Source organism: Rhizobium sp. OAE497, from assembly GCF_040546565.1.
GTDB lineage: Bacteria > Pseudomonadota > Alphaproteobacteria > Rhizobiales > Rhizobiaceae > Rhizobium.
On the sequence record NZ_JBEPOA010000001.1, the window covers coordinates 1,049,739 to 1,066,495 of the forward strand.

At 62.3% G+C, this 16,757-nt stretch carries 16 protein-coding genes; 11 read left to right on the forward strand and 5 right to left on the reverse strand.

Annotated features, from left to right (window positions below):
• Positions 1-5: 5 nt before the first annotated feature.
• Positions 6-1,838: a tetratricopeptide repeat protein gene (locus tag ABIE40_RS05365; RefSeq protein WP_199626514.1), complete on the reverse strand. Its 1,833-nt coding sequence runs from the start codon at positions 1,836-1,838 to the stop codon at positions 6-8.
• Between the two features lie 130 nt (positions 1,839-1,968).
• Positions 1,969-2,985, reverse strand: a complete 1,017-nt coding sequence (locus tag ABIE40_RS05370; RefSeq protein WP_199626515.1) for a polyprenyl synthetase family protein — start codon at positions 2,983-2,985, stop codon at positions 1,969-1,971.
• A gap of 108 nt (positions 2,986-3,093) precedes the next feature.
• On the opposite strand from ABIE40_RS05370, the gene ABIE40_RS05375 reads away from it, so the two are divergent.
• Complete coding sequence (locus tag ABIE40_RS05375; RefSeq protein ID WP_112719104.1) at positions 3,094-3,321, forward strand: putative signal transducing protein; 228 nt, start codon at positions 3,094-3,096, stop codon at positions 3,319-3,321.
• 4 nt (positions 3,322-3,325) lie between these two features.
• Positions 3,326-4,102: a tRNA1(Val) (adenine(37)-N6)-methyltransferase gene (locus ABIE40_RS05380; RefSeq protein ID WP_199626516.1), complete on the forward strand. Its 777-nt coding sequence runs from the start codon at positions 3,326-3,328 to the stop codon at positions 4,100-4,102.
• Here ABIE40_RS05380 and ABIE40_RS05385 read toward each other — a convergent pair.
• Positions 4,099-5,439 carry an Nramp family divalent metal transporter gene (locus ABIE40_RS05385; RefSeq protein ID WP_199626517.1) on the reverse strand — a complete coding sequence of 447 codons (1,341 nt, stop codon included), beginning with the start codon at positions 5,437-5,439 and terminating at the stop codon, positions 4,099-4,101. The two genes, ABIE40_RS05380 and ABIE40_RS05385, sit on opposite strands and share 4 nt — an antisense overlap.
• A 188-nt stretch (positions 5,440-5,627) precedes the next feature.
• Here ABIE40_RS05385 and ABIE40_RS05390 point away from each other — a divergent pair, with 188 nt between their 5' ends.
• Together ABIE40_RS05390 and ABIE40_RS05395 are read left to right on the forward strand one after the other, a co-directional pair.
• A complete protein-coding gene (locus ABIE40_RS05390; protein ID WP_199626518.1) occupies positions 5,628-6,488 on the forward strand; it encodes a S49 family peptidase in 861 nt (286 codons plus the stop codon).
• 21 nt (positions 6,489-6,509) lie between these two features.
• Positions 6,510-6,701 (forward strand): NfeD family protein, encoded by a 192-nt coding sequence (locus ABIE40_RS05395; protein ID WP_112719101.1) that lies wholly within the window; start codon positions 6,510-6,512, stop codon positions 6,699-6,701.
• A gap of 5 nt (positions 6,702-6,706) precedes the next feature.
• Here ABIE40_RS05395 and ABIE40_RS05400 read toward each other — a convergent pair whose 3' ends face one another.
• Together ABIE40_RS05400 and ABIE40_RS05405 are read right to left on the reverse strand one after the other, a co-directional pair.
• Entirely contained in the window at positions 6,707-7,027 is a 321-nt protein-coding gene (locus tag ABIE40_RS05400; RefSeq protein WP_199626519.1) for a type II toxin-antitoxin system RelE/ParE family toxin, read from the reverse strand.
• Positions 7,024-7,299 (reverse strand): ribbon-helix-helix domain-containing protein, encoded by a 276-nt coding sequence (locus ABIE40_RS05405; protein WP_112719099.1) that lies wholly within the window; start codon positions 7,297-7,299, stop codon positions 7,024-7,026. Before ABIE40_RS05405 ends, ABIE40_RS05400 begins: the two co-directional genes overlap by 4 nt.
• A 101-nt stretch (positions 7,300-7,400) precedes the next feature.
• Between ABIE40_RS05405 and ABIE40_RS05410 the strand changes: the two genes are divergently transcribed.
• From ABIE40_RS05410 to ABIE40_RS05440, 7 genes are all read left to right on the forward strand, one after another.
• Complete coding sequence (locus ABIE40_RS05410) at positions 7,401-8,360, forward strand: glycine--tRNA ligase subunit alpha (RefSeq protein ID WP_112719098.1); 960 nt, start codon at positions 7,401-7,403, stop codon at positions 8,358-8,360.
• Between the two features lie 104 nt (positions 8,361-8,464).
• On the forward strand, positions 8,465-9,016 hold the full coding sequence (locus tag ABIE40_RS05415) for a LemA family protein (protein ID WP_199626520.1): 552 nt from the start codon (positions 8,465-8,467) through the stop codon (positions 9,014-9,016).
• 74 nt (positions 9,017-9,090) lie between these two features.
• A complete protein-coding gene (gene aroA, locus ABIE40_RS05420; protein WP_199626521.1) occupies positions 9,091-10,353 on the forward strand; it encodes a 3-phosphoshikimate 1-carboxyvinyltransferase in 1,263 nt (420 codons plus the stop codon).
• A 40-nt stretch (positions 10,354-10,393) separates the two neighbouring features.
• Positions 10,394-12,325, forward strand: a complete 1,932-nt coding sequence (locus tag ABIE40_RS05425; protein WP_199626522.1) for a DUF2207 domain-containing protein — start codon at positions 10,394-10,396, stop codon at positions 12,323-12,325.
• A gap of 195 nt (positions 12,326-12,520) precedes the next feature.
• A complete protein-coding gene (purD, locus tag ABIE40_RS05430; protein ID WP_199626523.1) occupies positions 12,521-13,792 on the forward strand; it encodes a phosphoribosylamine--glycine ligase in 1,272 nt (423 codons plus the stop codon).
• Positions 13,793-13,899: 107 nt separating this feature from the next.
• A complete protein-coding gene (locus ABIE40_RS05435; protein ID WP_112719274.1) occupies positions 13,900-14,367 on the forward strand; it encodes a plant virulence effector HPE1-like domain-containing protein in 468 nt (155 codons plus the stop codon).
• Positions 14,368-14,715: 348 nt separating this feature from the next.
• Complete coding sequence (locus ABIE40_RS05440) at positions 14,716-16,536, forward strand: methyl-accepting chemotaxis protein (RefSeq protein WP_199626528.1); 1,821 nt, start codon at positions 14,716-14,718, stop codon at positions 16,534-16,536.
• The last annotated feature ends 221 nt before the right edge of the window (positions 16,537-16,757 follow it).

Consider the following 16,757-nt stretch of genomic DNA (forward strand, 5'->3'; position numbering starts at 1 on the left):
CGTTATCAGGACTTCTTGTCGACGGGCGGCGGGGTCACCGGCGCCGGGTCCGGCTGCTTCTTGTCGGCAGACTTGGCCTCGTCGTTCTCCGGCTTCAGGCCGTTGGCGATCTTGTCCTTGATCTTCGGGATCTCGGCTTCCTCGGGCTGCGAGTTCAGCGCCCGGTTCCACTGATAGACGGCCTCGAGCTTGCGGCCGACATGCCAGTAGGCATCGCCGAGGTGATCGTTGATCGTCGCGTCGCCGGCCTTGATTTCGGCGGCCTTTTCGAGCTCGGCCACGGCATCGTTGAAGCGGTTGAGCCGGTAGTAGGCCCAGCCCAGCGAATCGATGATGTAGCCGTCGTCAGGTCTGAGATCGACGGCCTTCTTGATCATCGTCAGGCCTTCGTCGAGATTCTTGTTCATGTCGATCCAGGAATAGCCCAGATAGTTCAGAACCTGCGGCTGGTCCGGATTGAGCTCCAGCGCCTTGCGGAAGTTCGGCTCGGCCTGATCCCACTTCTTCAGGCGCTCATAGGCAATGCCGCGTTGGAAGAACACGGTCCAGTCGGCGCGGCCCGGCAGGGAGCCGATCGCCTCGACGGCCTTGTCGTAATTCTCTGCCATGGCCGGATAGTCCTTGGCGTCGGAAAGAACGCTGCCATAGGCGAGGTAGCTGCGAATATCCTTCGGGTCGGAGGCGATCAGCTGCTGCAGATGCTTGCGGGCCTCTTCCACCTTGCCGCCCTGGGCGAGCGCCAGGCCGAGTTGCAGTTCGGAGATGCGGCGCATCGGCGAATCCGCCGGAACCTTCTGGTAGAATTCGATGGCGCGGTCCATCTGTTCCTGCTTCTCGGCAATGCCGCCGAGCAGGACCAGCGTATCGGCGCTGTCGGGGTCGAGCGCATTGGCGGTCTGCAGGTAGAGCGAGACGATGTCTTCGGCGCCATCCCGGTTCAGCGCGGCGCCGACGGAGAACAGCACGGCGGCCGCACCCTGCGCGGCATTCTCGACCTGCTGCTTCGGCTTCTCGCCGCTTTCGATGCTCTGGCGCAGTGCCTTCAGCGGTGCGTAGTTCGGCAGCAGGTTGTCGCCGACGGAGATCGCGTCCAGCGCCTTCTGCTTGTTGCCCTGCGATGCCTCCAGGCGGGCAAGCGCCATGATCGAGCGCATGAAGGTATCGGGCGCCGTGGCGCCGCCATCCTTGTCGAGCACGGCGTCGTTCAGATGCTTGCGGGCAGAGGCGACATTGCCGTTGACGATGGCGATCGCGCCGGCATGGTAGTTCTGGAAGATGCGGAACCAGTCCGGTCCCTTCATCTTCTCGACCATCGCCAAGGCTTCCTTGCCGCGTCCCGCGCCGAGACGCGCCCAGGCCGACAGCAGGTCGTTCATCATCCGGTCGAGATCGTTCGGACCGTCATATTTCAGGATCGCTTCGGCGCCCTTGTAGTCGCCGCGGCTGACGGCATCCATCGAACGCACGACCGTGGTCACGCGCTCGATGCTCGGGTCGAGCTTCAGCTCGTTGGCGTATTTGACGCCTTCCTTGAAATCGCCGCTGAGCAGCAGCGAGATCATCAGGCGCTGGCGGATTTCCGGATTTCCGGGCTCGATCTGCAGTGCCTTCTTGTAGAGTTCGATCGCCGTCTTGTAGTCGTGGTCGACATCGGCGGTGCGGGCAGCGAGGAAAGCGCCGGAGAAGGTGGAAACCGTATCCGGGTCGAACATCACGGTCTTGCTGGCGTCGTCGGGCTTGGCCGCGTCTTCCGCATGCGCGCCGGTCAATGCGCCGAACGAAAGAACGGCTGCAAGGGCTGCGCTCGAAAGAAGACGGATGGCAAATCTCTGCCGCATTAGAAAACCTCTCTTCAATGCAGCCAGCAAACCTCCGGCTGCGAAATCAGTTGCAATGACTGATTCACAACAGGATGGCTTTTTTGAAGCGGCCCTGCAACAAAATCAGCCCGCGATCAAAGACCTTTGATTAGTTCACGCGCTCGATGCAGAAGTCGATGACTTCCATCATGGCCGATTTCCAGGACGTATCGGGAAGCGGCGCCAGAGCGTCGCGCGCGATCGTGCCATAGTGGACCGCCCGGGCGATCGTATCGTTCAGCGTGCCGTATTTGGTGATCAGGCCGAGGGCCTTTTCAAGGTTCGCATCGCTGCTGTTGCCGCCCTCGATCGCATCGCGCCAGAAGGCACGCTCTTCCTGCGTGCCGCGGCGGTAGGCGAGGATGACGGGAAGCGTGATCTTGCCTTCGCGGAAATCGTCGCCGACATTCTTGCCGAGATCGGCAGCCTTGCCGCCGTAATCCAGCGCATCGTCGACCAGCTGGAAGGCGAGGCCGAGATTCATGCCGTAGGACTTCATCGCGTTGCGGCCGGACTTGCCGGCATCGGCAACGATCGGGCCGACTTCGGCGGCTGCCGCAAAGAGCGCCGCCGTCTTGGCGCGGATGACGGAGAGATAGTCGTCCTCGGTCGTTTCCATGTTCTTGGCGACCGAAAGCTGCAGCACTTCGCCCTCGGCGATGACGCAGGCAGCGGACGAGAGAACGTCGAGCGCATCGAGCGAGCCGACATCGACCATCATGCGGAAGGCCTGGCCGAGCAGGAAGTCGCCGACGAGGACGCTGGCCTGGTTGCCCCAGATGGTGCGGGCCGTCGACTTGCCGCGGCGCAGATCGCTTTCATCAACCACGTCGTCATGCAGAAGCGTCGCCGTATGCATGAACTCGACCGAGGTCGCGAGCTTGATGTGGTTTTCGCCCTTGTAGCCGAACAGACAGGACGAGGCGAGCGTCAGCATCGGGCGCAGGCGCTTGCCGCCGGAGGAGATCAGGTGGTTGGCCACCTCCGGGATCATCTGCACGTCGGAACCGGCCTTCGAAAGGATAAGCTGGTTGACCCGCTCCATGTCCGCCTTTGTCAAATCGACCAGCGGCTTGACGGATGCCAGTTTGTTTTTGCTTTCTTCAAGCGGTATGACCACGCCCAACGACCCGGACTCCTGTTCACTCTTTGAATTTGACAATAGAAAGGGGCGGCAGAAGCGGCAAGGGGTGAATTGTCGCGTAGCGCAAATTTGAAACGGAATTGACCGCAAATGCATGAACTTATCCGTGCCAACGATCCCGTCCTGCTCTCGTTTGCGCAGAGCCTGTTAAAGGATGCCGGAATTCACTGCTTCGTAGCCGATCAGGGCATGAGCATTCTGGAGGGTTCGCTCGGCATGCTGCCGCGCCGCCTGCTTGTCGATGACGAGCGAGCCGTTCAGGCCCGCCGCATCCTCACCGATGCCGGTCTGGCCGACGAGCTGCGCGCGGAAAAGTGAGCCGATGACGAGCCCGGTTTCCGAAACGATCGATGCCTTCCACCGCGGCGGCTTCCACATCGTCCAGCCGAAGGGCAGGGGGCACCGGTCTGGCATGGATGCGATGCTGCTCGCAGCCCTGGTCGCGGATGAGAGGCCGGTCAGGGTTGCCGATCTCGGCGCCGGTGCCGGTGCGGCCGGTCTTGCCGTTGCTTCGCGGCTGCCGAAGGCGGAAGCCGTCCTCTTTGAACGCTCGGCGGAGATGGCGGATTATGCCCGCCGCAGCATCGCTCTGCCGGAGAACGCCCATATGGCCGGGCGCGTCTCGGTCATCGAGGCCGATGTGACGCTGACTGCCAAGGCCCGCAACGATGCCGGCCTTTCCGATGAGGTTTTCCACCACGTCATCATGAACCCGCCCTTTAACGACGCTGGCGACCGCAAGACGCCCGACGCCTTGAAGGCGGAGGCGCATGCGATGACCGAGGGACTGTTCGAAAGCTGGATCCGCACCGCCGGCGCCATCATGATCCCCGGCGGCCAGCTGTCGCTGATCGCCCGTCCGGAATCGATCGCCGAGATCATCGCCGCCTGCGGCCGCCGCTTCGGCGGCATCGAAATCACCGCCATCCATCCCCGCCAGGGCGAAAACGCGGTGCGCATCCTGCTGACGGCGATCAAGGGTTCGCGTGCGCGGCTGTCGCTGCGCGCACCGCTGATCATGCACGAAGAGGGAAGCCACAAGTTCTCCCCCTTCGTCGACGATCTGAACAATGGCCGCGCGGCCTATGAGCGGCTTTAGCCGGTCACGAAGTCGAAGAGCAGCTTGATGTTCAGTCCGGCGATGACGATCGCGATCAGATAGGCGATCGCCGAGAGCCAGCGGGGAGCGACGAGCTCGCCCATCTTTGCCTTGCTGGCGGTGAACATCACCAGCGGGAAGACGGCGAAGGACAGCTGCAGGCTGAGCACGACCTGCGTCAGGATCAGCAGTTCTGCAGTCCCCGCATCTCCATACCAGATGGTGACGAAGGCGGCGGGGATGATGGCGATCGCCCGGGTGATCAGGCGGCGCACCCATGGCTGGACCTTCATCTTGATGAAGCCTTCCATGACGATCTGGCCGGCAAGCGTTGCCGTCACCGTCGAATTCAGGCCGCAGCAGAGCAGCGCGATGCCGAACAGCGTCGGCGCGATGGCGAGGCCGAGCAGCGGCGCCAGCAGCGAATGCGCTTCGCCGAGTTCGACGATATTGGTCTGGCCGTTGGCGTTGAAGGCGGCTGCCGCCAGGATCAGGATCGAGGCGTTGATCAGCAGCGCGAAACACAGCGCAACCGTCGAGTCGATCGTCGCGAAGGTAAGCGCCTCGCGCTTTTCCGGCAGCGTGTGGCCGAAGTCGCGCGTCTGCACGATGCCTGAATGCAGGTAGAGATTATGCGGCATCACGGTTGCGCCGAGAATGCCGAGCGCCAGGTAGAGCATTTCCGGATTGGTGACGATCTCCGTCGTCGGGAAGAAGCCCTTGAGAACCGCGCCCCATTGCGGATCGGCAAGCAGGATCTGTACGCCGAAGCAGAGCGCGATGACGCCGAGCAGGGTGATGATGAAGGCCTCGACCCAGCGGAAGCCCATCTTCTGCAGATAGAGGATGAGGAAAACGTCGAGCGCGGTGATCAGCACGCCGAGCTCCAGCGGCACGCCGAAGATCAGGTTGAGACCGATCGCCGTGCCGATCACCTCGGCGATATCGGTGGCGATGATGGCGATCTCGGCAAAGGCCCAGAGCGGAATGGAAACCCATTTCGGAAACGCATCGCGGCAGGCCTGTGCCAGATCGCGGCCGGAACCGATCGCCAGGCGGGCGCAGAGAGACTGCAGCACGATCGCCATCAGGTTGGAAAGCAGCGCCACCGTCAGCAGCGCATAGCCGAACTTCGAGCCACCGGCGAGCGACGTCGCCCAGTTGCCGGGATCCATGTAGCCGACGGCGACCATGTAGCCCGGACCTGCAAAGGCGGCGATCCTGCGGAGTTTCGATCCGTCTCGTCTCGTATTGACGCTGCGATAGACGTCGGAGAGCGAGGCTTCCTGGCGTTCATACCGCCAGCCGCCTTTTCTCTGCGGATTCAAAACATCCATGTCATTTCCACCTGTTGCTTATATTGGCACTATGACCGATTAGAATGATAATGCAAGTCATTCGCAACAAGAAAATGGAGTGTGCGTTTTTCCGGTAATTCTGAAGCGGTTTTCGGCGCTCTCCCATTGTGTTTGCCGTTGCGCTGCATACATGGATTGCGACGCCGAAATGCGAAGAAGGATTTGAAATGGCCGGATTTTTGAGAAAGCTGATGCCGAAGCGCTTCCGCAAGGAAGGGGTGGTGATCCCCGTCGTCAGGCTGCAGGGCGCCATCATGAGCGGCGGCAACCAGTTCCGCCCGGCGCTGAATCTGGCCTCGGTCGCCCCGATGCTGGAAAAGGCTTTCTCCGCCAAGGATGCGCCGGCTGTGGCGATCTCGATCAATTCGCCCGGCGGCTCGCCGGTCCAGTCACGCCTGATCTTCACCCGTATCCGCGAGCTGGCGCGCGAAAAGCAGAAGAAGGTGCTCGTCTTCGTCGAGGATGTCGCCGCGTCCGGCGGCTACATGATCGCGCTCGCCGGTGACGAGATCATCGCCGATCCGACCTCGATCGTCGGCTCGATCGGCGTGGTCTCCGGCGGCTTCGGCTTTCCGGAACTCCTGAAGAAGATCGGCGTCGAGCGCCGCGTCTATACCGCCGGCGAAAACAAGGTGATCCTCGATCCGTTCCAGCCGGAGAAGGAAAAGGACATCGAGTATCTGAAGACCTTGCAGCTCGAAATCCACCAGGTCTTCATTTCGATGGTGCGCGAACGCCGCGCCGGCAAATTGAAGGATGACGCGACCGTCTTCTCCGGCCTCTTCTGGACCGGCACCCGCGGCCTCGAACTCGGCCTCATCGACGGCCTCGGCGACATGCGCCAGGAATTGAAGAAGCGCTACGGCCACAAGACGAAGCTGGAGCTCGTCACCGCCGCCCGAGGCCTCTTCGGCCGCCGCGTTCCCGGCATCTCCACCATGTCGCTCGAAGGTGCGGCATCAGGTCTTGCCGCGGGACTTGTCGAAACCGCCGAAGAAAAGGCATTGTGGAGCCGCTACGGGCTATAAGAAGAGATAGGCGAGGGGGCCATGGCGCAGCTTGTTACGATTGCAATCCTGATATGCGCCGGCTGGTGGCTCTACCGCCGCTTCATCTCCGACGCCCAGCGCCTCCAGGAAAAATCCCGCCGCACCGAAAGGGAACGCCAGACCGGCGCCGTCGGCACGCTGGTGAAGGATCCGGTGACCGGGGAGTACCGGGTGAAGCGCGAGGATGAGTAGGCGCCTTAGCGCCGCTCTTTCACGCGTGCTTCCCAGTCCGAACCGGCATAGCCGATCGCCAATATAAGAAGGGACTTGTCAGCTTCGTCGATCGTGAAGCAGATGACCGCCTTTTCGGCGGCCGGAATGATGCGAAGTCCCTGACAAACCTCGTCCCGAGGGGCTGCCTTATACGGAAAGTCGACCAGGCTTTTCGTCACCCGTTCGATCTCGGAAAACTTCCGGTTGGCGATATCCGTGCCAGCATAGTCTTCGATCAGCGTGAAAATATTGAAGAGATCGTCGGTCGCGCCTGGGTGATAACGCAGGCGGTAGCGTTCGCTCATCGCGCGGGCCTGGAGTTCAGCCGTTTGCGGACGCGCTCGAAGAGGTCGTCGTCTTCCATGTTGATGAACTGATCCCGCGGCAATTCCATCCGCCGCCGGATTTCATCCGCCATCCCCGCAACCGGATCGTCCTCGCCGCTCTCTTCAAGCCGCAGCCGCGCCAGCCCTTCGCCGATCACATCGGAGACGCTCGGAAAGCGCCCGGCTTCCACCAGCTCCTCGGCAAAGCGGAGGTCTTCATCCGATAGCGTCACTGTGGTCTTGACGTTCATGGCCTGTATCCGTTCGAAACCATTGCGATCATACGTTATCTATTGACCCTTGTCCCCCGCCGTGGCACCTGTCCCGGCAAAATAAGCAACGGTGAATTCCCATGTCTGCATCGATCCCCGACCATATGAATCCGAAGCGCTCCTTCCAGGCGCTGATCCTGACCCTGCATAATTACTGGGCGGACAAGGGTTGTGCGGTTCTGCAGCCCTACGACATGGAAGTCGGCGCCGGTACCTTCCATCCGGCAACCACGCTGCGTGCCCTTGGCCCGAAGCCGTGGAAGGCCGCCTATGTGCAGCCGTCGCGCCGCCCGTCGGACGGCCGCTACGGCGAAAACCCGAACCGCCTGCAGCACTATTACCAGTATCAGGTCATCCTGAAGCCGAACCCGCCGAACCTGCAGGAACTCTATCTCGGCTCGCTCGCTGCCATCGGTCTCGATCCGCTGCTGCATGACATCCGCTTCGTCGAGGACGACTGGGAAAGCCCGACACTCGGCGCCTGGGGTCTCGGCTGGGAGTGCTGGTGCGACGGCATGGAAGTCTCGCAGTTCACCTATTTCCAGCAGGTCTGCGGCATCGAATGCGCGCCGGTTGCCGGCGAATTGACCTACGGCCTCGAGCGCCTCGCCATGTATGTCCAGGGCGTCGACAATGTCTACGACCTGAACTTCAACGGCCGCGAAGGCGACGAGAAGATCAGCTATGGCGAAGTCTTCCTGCAGGCAGAGCAGGAATATTCCCGCCACAACTTCGAATTCGCCAATACCGAGATGCTGCACCGCCACTTCATCGATGCCGAGAAGGAATGCCAGGCGCTGCTCGCCGCCGGCGCCCCCGGCGATGCCGACAACCAGCGCCTCCACAAATGCGTCTTCCCGGCCTACGACCAGTGCATCAAGGCGTCCCACGTCTTCAACCTGCTCGACGCCCGCGGCGTCATCTCGGTCACCGAACGCCAGGGCTACATCCTGCGCGTCCGCACGCTCGCCAAGGCCTGCGGCGAAGCCTTCCTGCTGACGGATGCTGGTGGGGTCAACCTCGCGAAAGACGCCGCATAAATCACCGCTTTAGGGAGCTCACGATCGCGTGAGTTCCCGGATGACAATTCTTCGCAACATGCATAGTCTCGCCGCAACTCTATTTCCGTTGCGGGGGATTCGCGATGTATATCATTCTCGGCTTGATCGTACTGATCGCCCTCTACGCCATCTTCGTCTATAACGGCCTCGTGCGGGCCCGGCAGATGGCGGAGGAGGCCTGGTCGGGTATCGATGTGCAGCTGAAGCGCCGTGCGGATCTGATCCCGAACCTGATCGAGACGGTGAAGGGGTATGCCACCCACGAGAAGACCACGCTGGAAGAAGTCGTGGCATTGCGCAACAAGGCGCAGGCCGTGCCTTCGGGCGATGTGGCCGGCAGGGCGCAGGCGGAAGGTCTGCTTGGGGCCGCACTCGGGCGTGTCATCGCGCTTGCCGAAGCCTATCCGGATCTGAAGGCGAACGCGAATTTTGCCGAGCTGCAGAGCTCGCTGGAAACCATGGAAAGCGAAATCCAGATGGCCCGCCGTTATTATAACGGTGCTGCCCGCGATCTGAACGTCAAGGTCGAGAGCTTCCCGTCCAATCTGGTCGCCGGTCAGTTCGGTTTCCAGAAGAAGGACTATTTCGAGATCACCAACGAGGCGGATCGCGCCGTCCCGCAGGTCAAATTCTGACGTTTGTCTTTGCGCAAAAGCTGCTATGAGCAGGGCCGGTCACGGCTGCAGCGCAATGGATGGAATACAGCGTAATGGGTACAGACAAGAAACTCACGATCATCCCGGTCAAGGCTCCGCTCGAAGGGCGCGCCGTGGCGCCGGGCTCGAAGTCGATCACCAACCGGGCGCTGCTGCTGGCCGGTCTCGCCAAGGGCACCAGCCGGCTGACCGGCGCGCTGAAGAGCGACGATACCCGCTATATGGCCGAGGCCCTGCGCGCCATGGGCGTCAAGATCGACGAGCCCGATGATACGAGCTTCGTGGTGACGGGCAGCGGCAAGCTTCGGCCGCCGAAGGAGCCGCTGTTTCTCGGCAATGCCGGCACCGCCACCCGCTTCCTGACGGCCGCTGCCGCACTCGTCGATGGCACCGTCATCGTCGATGGCGACCAGCATATGCGCAAGCGCCCGATCGGCCCGCTCGTCGATGCGCTGCGCACGCTCGGCATCGATGCCAGCACCGAAACCGGCTGCCCGCCCGTCAAGATCAACGGCACCGGCACTTTCGACGCCACCCGCATCGAGATCGATGGCGGCCTTTCCAGCCAGTATGTCTCGGCCCTCCTGATGATGGCCGCCGGTGGCAGCAAGCCCGTCACCATCGAACTGCTCGGCGAGGATATCGGCGCACTCGGCTATATCGACCTGACGACGGCGGCGATGCGTGCGTTCGGCGCCAAGGTCGAAAAGACCAGCCCCGTCACCTGGCAGGTCGAACCAACAGGCTATACCGCCGTCGATTTCGTCATCGAGCCCGATGCCTCCGCCGCGACCTATTTCTGGGCGGCCGAAGTGCTGACCGGCGGAAAGATCGATCTCGGCGTGCCCAACGCCGCCTTCACCCAGCCGGATGCCAAGGCCTACGACATCATCGCCAGGTTCCCGAACCTGCCGGCCGAAATCGACGGCTCGCAGATGCAGGATGCGGTGCCGACGCTCGCCGTTCTCGCTGCCTTCAACAATACGCCCGTTCGCTTCGTCGGCATTGCCAACCTGCGGGTCAAGGAATGCGACCGCATCCGCGCGCTGTCGACCGGCCTGACGCAGATCCGTGCCGATCTCGCCCGCGAGGAAGGCGACGACCTGATCGTCAATGCCGATCCTGATCTCGCCGGCCAGCATCTGCCTGCCGCGATCGACACCTTCGCCGATCACCGCATCGCCATGAGCTTTGCGCTGGCGGGCCTGAAGATCGACGGCATCACCATTCTGGATCCGGATTGCGTCGGCAAGACGGTTCCCGCCTATTGGCGCATGCTCGCAGCACTCGGCGTCACCTACGCCAACGAAAGTTGAGATAGCAAAGCGGCAGCTGCCGCGATCGGGGAGGGGTGGAATGATCCTGCGGTCTTTCGGTGTGTGCCTGGCGCTCTTCATGGCGCTGACGGTGCGCACGGCACTTGGCGCCGAGATCATCTCCTCCTTCAATTCTGATATCCGGCTGGAAAAGAGCGGGGCGATGACGGTGGCCGAGACCATCACCGTCAATGCCGAAGGCAACCGCATCCGCCGCGGCATCTTCCGCGATTTCCCGCTGACCTTCACCGATGAGAACGGCCGCCTCCGCAGCGTCGATTTCGACGTCGTCTCGGTCACCCGCGACGGCCAGGACGAGCCCTGGAAAACGGAATCGATCACCGGCGGCATCCGCATCTATGCGGGCTCGGAAGACGTGATGCTCTCGCCCGGCCGCCATCAATATGTCTTCACCTACAAGACGAACCGGCAGATCCGCTATTTCCCCGATCATGACGAGCTCTATTGGAACGTCACCGGCAATGGCTGGATCTTCCCGATCATGGCGGCGACGGCAACCGTCAATCTGCCGGAAGGTGTGACCGCCACCGACACCAATGTCTTCACCGGCCCGCTCGGCGCGAAGGACAGGAACGCCCGCGTCTCCGGCAGCAACACCCGCCCCGTCTTCTCGACGACGCAGCCGCTGAATGCGCAAGAGGGCCTGACGATTGCCGTCAAGTTCCCGAAGGGCGCCATCGATCCGCCGAGCTCATCCGATCAGAACATGTGGTGGCTGAAGGATAACCGCGATTATTTCATCGGCTTCGGCGGTCTCATCCTCGTCTTCCTCTATTACACCCGCTCCTGGCTGAAGGTCGGGCGCGATCCGGCCCGCGGCGTCGTCGTGCCGCGCTGGGATGCGCCCGACAATATCTCGCCGGCGCTCGTCAATTACATCGATAACAAGGGCTTCTCCGGCCAGGGCTGGACGGCGCTGTCGGCCACGGCTCTGAACCTTGCGGTGCGCGGCTTCGTCGTACTCGAGGATCTAAAGCAGTCGATCGTCATCCGCCGCACCGACAAACCCAACGTCGGCCAGAAGTTCGAGGCGGGCGAGGCGAGCCTGCTGAACGCCGTCGGCAGCCGCGGATCGCTGACCATCGACAAGGCCAATGGCGAACGGGTCAAATCCGTCGGCCAGAATTTCCGATCCGCCATCGAGCGCGAGCATCGCGGCAAATATTACAACGCCAATACCGGCTATGTGATCGGCGGCGTCGTGCTCAGCGTCGCGGTGCTGATCATCCTCTTCGTCTTCGGCTCGCTGCAGCCGGATACGATCGCGCTGATGATCGTCCCGATCGCCGTCGTCGCCTTCCTCTCGCTCTTCGTCGCCGGTTTTGCCAAGTCGTTCAGGCGCGGCCATTCGCTCGGCGCCAAGATCATGTCGGTCGTGGCGATCGGCATTGCCGGTTTCATCGGCTTCTCGATCGTCTCCTCATTGGCGCTGGCGCTATTCTCGTCGCTGATGGAGTTTCACGAAACGCCGATGCTCTTTGCCGTCGGCGGCATCGTCTTCCTCAACATGCTCTATGTCTTCATCATGGGCGCGCCCACCATGCTCGGCGCCAAAATGATGGATGGCATCGATGGCCTCAGGCAATATCTGACGCTCGCCGAGAAGGACCGCATGAACATGGCGGGCGCGCCGGAGATGTCGCCGCAGCATTTCGAGAAGCTCTTGCCCTATGCGGTGGCGCTCGGCGTCGAAAAGCCCTGGAGCCAGACCTTCGAAACCTGGCTGGCGGCCGCCGCAGCCGGCGCGGTTGCCTATAGCCCGGCCTGGTATTCCGGCAATTTCAACAGCGGCAGCTTCTCCGATCGCATCGGCGGCTTCTCCTCCTCGATGGCCTCCACCATCGCCTCGACCATCCCATCCCCACCACCCTCCAGCTCCTCCTCCGGCTTCTCCGGCGGCGGCGGTTCCTCGGGCGGCGGCGGAGGCGGCGGTGGTGGCGGGGGGTGGTAGTGCGCGTTCTACCGGGCAGCCCCCTCATCCGGCCCTAACGGGCCACCTTCTCCCCTGGGGGAGAAGGTGCCCGAAGGGCGGATGAGGGGGCCACACGGCAGAACCTCGGCGATTACGCCATCGATCAGCCCTCCAACACTTGACCTTTCGCCTCCCGCCCCTTAACCGCCAAGCGGAAAACGGAAAGGATCGGGCATGAAGGTTCTGTTGATCGGTTCGGGTGGCCGCGAGCACGCTCTCGCCTGGAAGCTGGCGCAGTCGCCGCTGCTGACGGAATTCTATGCCGCGCCTGGCAATCCCGGTATCGCCGAGCATGCGACGCTCGTTGCCGTCAACACCGAAGACCAGGATGCCGTCGTCGCCTTCTGCCGCGAAAAGGCGATCGATTTCGTCGTCGTCGGCCCGGAAGCGCCGCTCGTCGCCGGTCTCTCCGATACGCTGCGTGCTGCCGGCTTCAAGGTTTTCGGTCCGTCGGCCGCCGCTGCCCAGCTTGAGGGCTCCAAGGGTTTCACCAAGGATATCTGCGCCCGCTACGACATCCCGACCGGCGCCTATCAGCGCTTCAACAATGCCCCGAAGGCCAAGGCCTATATCCGCGAGCAGGGCGGGCCGATCGTCGTCAAGGCCGATGGCCTGGCAGCCGGCAAGGGCGTCACCGTGGCGATGACCGTCGATGAGGCGCTCGCCGCCGTCGACGACTGTTTCGAAGGCGCATTCGGCGCTGCCGGTGCCGAAGTCGTGGTCGAGGCCTATCTCGATGGCGAGGAGGCAAGCTTCTTCTGCCTCTCGGACGGTAAGCATGCGCTGGCGCTGGCAACGGCGCAGGATCACAAGCGCGTCGGCGAGGGTGACACCGGCGTCAATACCGGCGGCATGGGCGCCTATTCCCCGGCGCCGGTCATGACGTCGGAAATGGTCGAGCGCACGATGAAGGAAATCATCGAGCCGACGATGCGCGGCATGGCCGAGAGCGGCTATCCCTTCCAGGGCGTCTTCTTTGCCGGTCTGATGATCACCGCCAAGGGCCCGGAACTCATCGAATACAATGTCCGCTTCGGCGATCCGGAATGCCAGGTGCTGATGATGCGCCTGAAGAGCGATCTGCTGCCGCTGCTGCTTGCCTGCGCCGATGGCACGCTCGATCAGGTCTCCGCCGAATGGAGCGATGATCCGGCTCTGACCGTCGTCATGGCCTCCAAGGGCTATCCGGGCGCCTACGACAAGAACACGCCGATCGGCTCGCTGCCGGCGGCAGGCGAGGGGGCCAAGGTCTTCCACGCCGGTACGGCGCTGAAGGACGGCCAGCTGGTCGCCACCGGCGGCCGCGTACTGAACGTCACGGCCACGGGCGAAAGCGTCAGCGACGCCAAGCGCCATGCCTATGCGCTGCTCGATCAGGTCGAGTGGGACAACGGTTTCTGCCGCCGCGACATCGGCTGGCGCGCAGTCGAGCGCGAAAAGGCGTAGGGCTGGCCCAAAATCGGGTCAGTTCGCTAAATTTTTACCCTTTCCCCTGACCGGATGGAAATAAAGACGCGCTATTCTCCTGTTCATAGTCAGACGGAGTAGCGTTCATGCGTCAGTTCATCCTCGGTGCGGCAATCGCCCTTATCGCCGGTTCGGCCATGGCATCGTCCATCGATGTCGTGCGTCCTTCCGCGCCGGAAGGCAATGGCAGCATCCTCAAGGAAACCTGCACCAGCTGCCCGCCGCTCGCCGTTTCCGAGCGCAAGAAGGATTACACCGTCCCGACGCTGGCGCCGGGCGCGCTGCAGGCGAGCGAACTGCGCGATATCGACGGCCAGAAGAAGCTCTACCGCACGGAAGGCTGGATGGGCGGCTCGCCCGTCGTCTTCGTCACCAAGGCGACGCCTGATGTGGTCCAGGCCTTCAACAAGACCGGAACGCCCGCAGATGGCATCGACCCGACTTCCACCACCTCGGTAATCGGCCTCGACGCAAAGCCGGCTATGGCAGGCATGGCGGCTCCGGCGGAACAAATCGCGCCGTTGGACATTTCTGATTTCAAGCTGCGTGATTGAGCAGCCACAAGTTCCCTGCCCCTGATCCGGTCAAGGTTTGATCGCTGGGGTCCGCTTAGCGCGGATTGAATGCGCTCCTGAGAGAAGCAGGGGCGCATTCTTTATTTTGATTGAATGATAAATTACTCATGCAACGCATGCGCTTATGCGAAAAAACGGGACTCATAATTGACCGTTCCCGGCCCCGATATCGTTAATTCATCGTTTAACCATTGACCATAATTCTAGCCACCGGAGGACCGGAGCGAGCATGATTGCGCTTGCTGAAAGTGCGTGGTGACACGCGCAAAGGACGGGAGTTTACCCGATCCGGTGTTTTTGCGAATTCACCACTTTCACGAGACAATTATGAAAAAGCTCAAGATTGCCCACCAGCTTTTCGCTCTTGTCGGTGTGCTCATGGCGGCCTTCGCCGTTGCCACCTATTTTCAGATCCGCACCACGTCCCAGTCGATCTATGACGACCGCTTCGATCTGCTGCGCACGCAGGTCGAAAGCGCCATTTCGGTGCTCAATACCTATTACGAGCGCGAACAGTCCGGCGAGATGACGCATGAGGCCGCCCAGGCTGAAGCCTTCAAGGTTCTCTCCAAGGTCAAGTTCGAGCCGGCCGGTTATGTCTTCGGCTTCGATTACGACGTCGTCCAGCGCTTCCATCCGAGCCCGGTCAATATCGGCAAGGACATGAGCGGCCAGGTCGACAAGCGCGGCACCCACTTCAGCCAGGAAATGGTCGACAAGGGCAAGGCAGGCGGCGGCCAGACCATCTACTTCTGGAACAAGCCCGGCCAGCCGGACAGTGACGTCTTCCTCAAGGGCGCCTATTCCAAGGCCTTCGCCCCCTGGCAGCTCGTCGTCGGCTGCGGTGTGTATTTCGATGACCTGCAGGCGCAGATCAACGCAACGATGTGGAAGGCCCTGATTGCCTGCGGCATCGTCTTCCTCGCCGGCATCGGCGCTGCCTTCTACTTCATCCGCGGCATTTCCAGCCCGCTCAAGGATGTGCATCAGGCTCTCGAAGCCGTTGCCGACGAGCGCGTCGATGCCGCGATCCCGCATACCGGTCTCAACAACGAAGTCGGCATGATGGCCCGCGCCACCCGCTCGCTGCAGGAGAAGGTGCGCGAACGCCACGCCATGTCGGAGCGCGAAGCCGCCCAGCAGATGGCGCTCGACAACGAGCGTGAAGCCAATCAGCGCGGTCAGCGCGACGAGGCCCTGGCCCAGACGCGCGTCGTCACCACCATCGGCCAGGCGCTCGAACTGATCGCCCGCGGCGACCTGACGGTCCGCTGTGGCGATATCGGCCAGAAATACGCCGCACTCCGCGACAATTTCAACGACGCCCTGCAGCATCTCGAAGCTGCGATGGCCAAGGTCAGCGCCAAGGGTGGCGACATCGGCGTCGCCAAGGAAGAGATCCGCCGCGCCTCCAACGAACTGTCGCAGCGCACCGAGCGTCAGGCCGCAAGCCTGGAAGAAACCTCGGCCGCTCTCGACGAGCTCACCGTTGCCGTCCGCCAGACCGCGGAAGGTGCGCACGAGGCCAGCCAGCGCGTTCGCGAAGTCAGCACCGAAGCCAGCCGCAGCGATGCAGTCGTCACCGAAGCGATCACCGCGATGAGCGGCATCGAAAAGTCTTCCGACGAAATCGGCAAGATCATCGGCGTCATCGATGAGATCGCCTTCCAGACCAACCTGCTCGCACTCAACGCAGGTGTCGAAGCGGCGCGTGCCGGTGAATCCGGCAAGGGCTTTGCGGTTGTCGCCCAGGAAGTCCGCGAACTGGCTCAGCGCTCGGCCGCTGCCGCCAAGGAAATCAAGGATCAGATCGCCCGTTCCTCCAGCCAGGTCGACCACGGTGTCCGTCTGGTCGGTGAAGCAGGCGAGGCCCTGAAGCGCATCTCCGATCAGATCAAGTCGGCCAACGAAATCGTCGCCAAGATCGCCCACAGCGCGTCCGAACAGGACTCGACGCTGCGCTCGATCTCGTCCTCGATCAACCAGCTCGATGCTGCAACCCAGCAGAATGCGGCGATGGCGGAAGAAACAACCGCTTCGGCCGAAACGCTGGCTGCCGATACCGACGAGCTGCTCGGCCTGATCCGCGGCTTCCGCATCGGCAATGCTGCCCATGCCGCACCGGTAACGGCACGCCGCGCGGCCTGATTTCAGGCCGCCGAAGCATCCGAAATCCGCTGACCTGACATCACCGGGCATTTGCCCGGTGAATCGAGTTAAGCTCATGATTTATAATGATTTTTCTGCGAACGCCTACTGATTTTTAAGGATTTTTTAGCCGTTCGCATGCCATTGTCCACCTGCCGGCCGCTGCATGTTCTTGAGCAGCGGTTTAAGCGGTCGTCCAGACCTGCTGACACAGGCGGTAT